Consider the following 392-nt stretch of genomic DNA (forward strand, 5'->3'; position numbering starts at 1 on the left):
CATACTCGATCTTGGGACCGTAGAACGCCCCCTCACCCGGCAGATACTCAAATTCGCAACCCGACGCACGCAAGCCCTCGGCCAATGCCGCTTCGGCGCGATCCCAGCTTTCTTCCGTGCCGATGCGCTTGTCCGGACGCGTCGACAGCTTGTAAAGAATCTCGGTAAAGCCGAAATCCTTGTAGACCTTCTGCAGCAACGTCGTAAACGCCGTCACCTCGGCCTGGATCATGTCTTCCGTACAGAAGATGTGGCCGTCGTCCTGCGTGAAGCCGCGCACGCGCATGATGCCGTGCAAGCCACCCGAAGGCTCGTTGCGGTGGCACGCGCCGAATTCGCCGAAGCGAAGCGGCAGGTCGCGGTAACTCTTGATGCCTTGCTTGTAGATGAGG

The 392-nt window shown here is 59.9% G+C and carries 1 protein-coding gene; it reads right to left on the reverse strand.

All coding sequences use genetic code 11. The features are described from left to right. Nucleotides 1–392, reverse strand: a 392-nt coding sequence (locus tag C0Z19_RS27815; protein WP_332882225.1) for an aminoacyl--tRNA ligase-related protein, incomplete at both ends; no start/stop codon positions are given.

The sequence above is a fragment of the Trinickia soli genome (genome assembly GCF_002879855.1).
Taxonomy (GTDB): domain Bacteria; phylum Pseudomonadota; class Gammaproteobacteria; order Burkholderiales; family Burkholderiaceae; genus Trinickia; species Trinickia soli.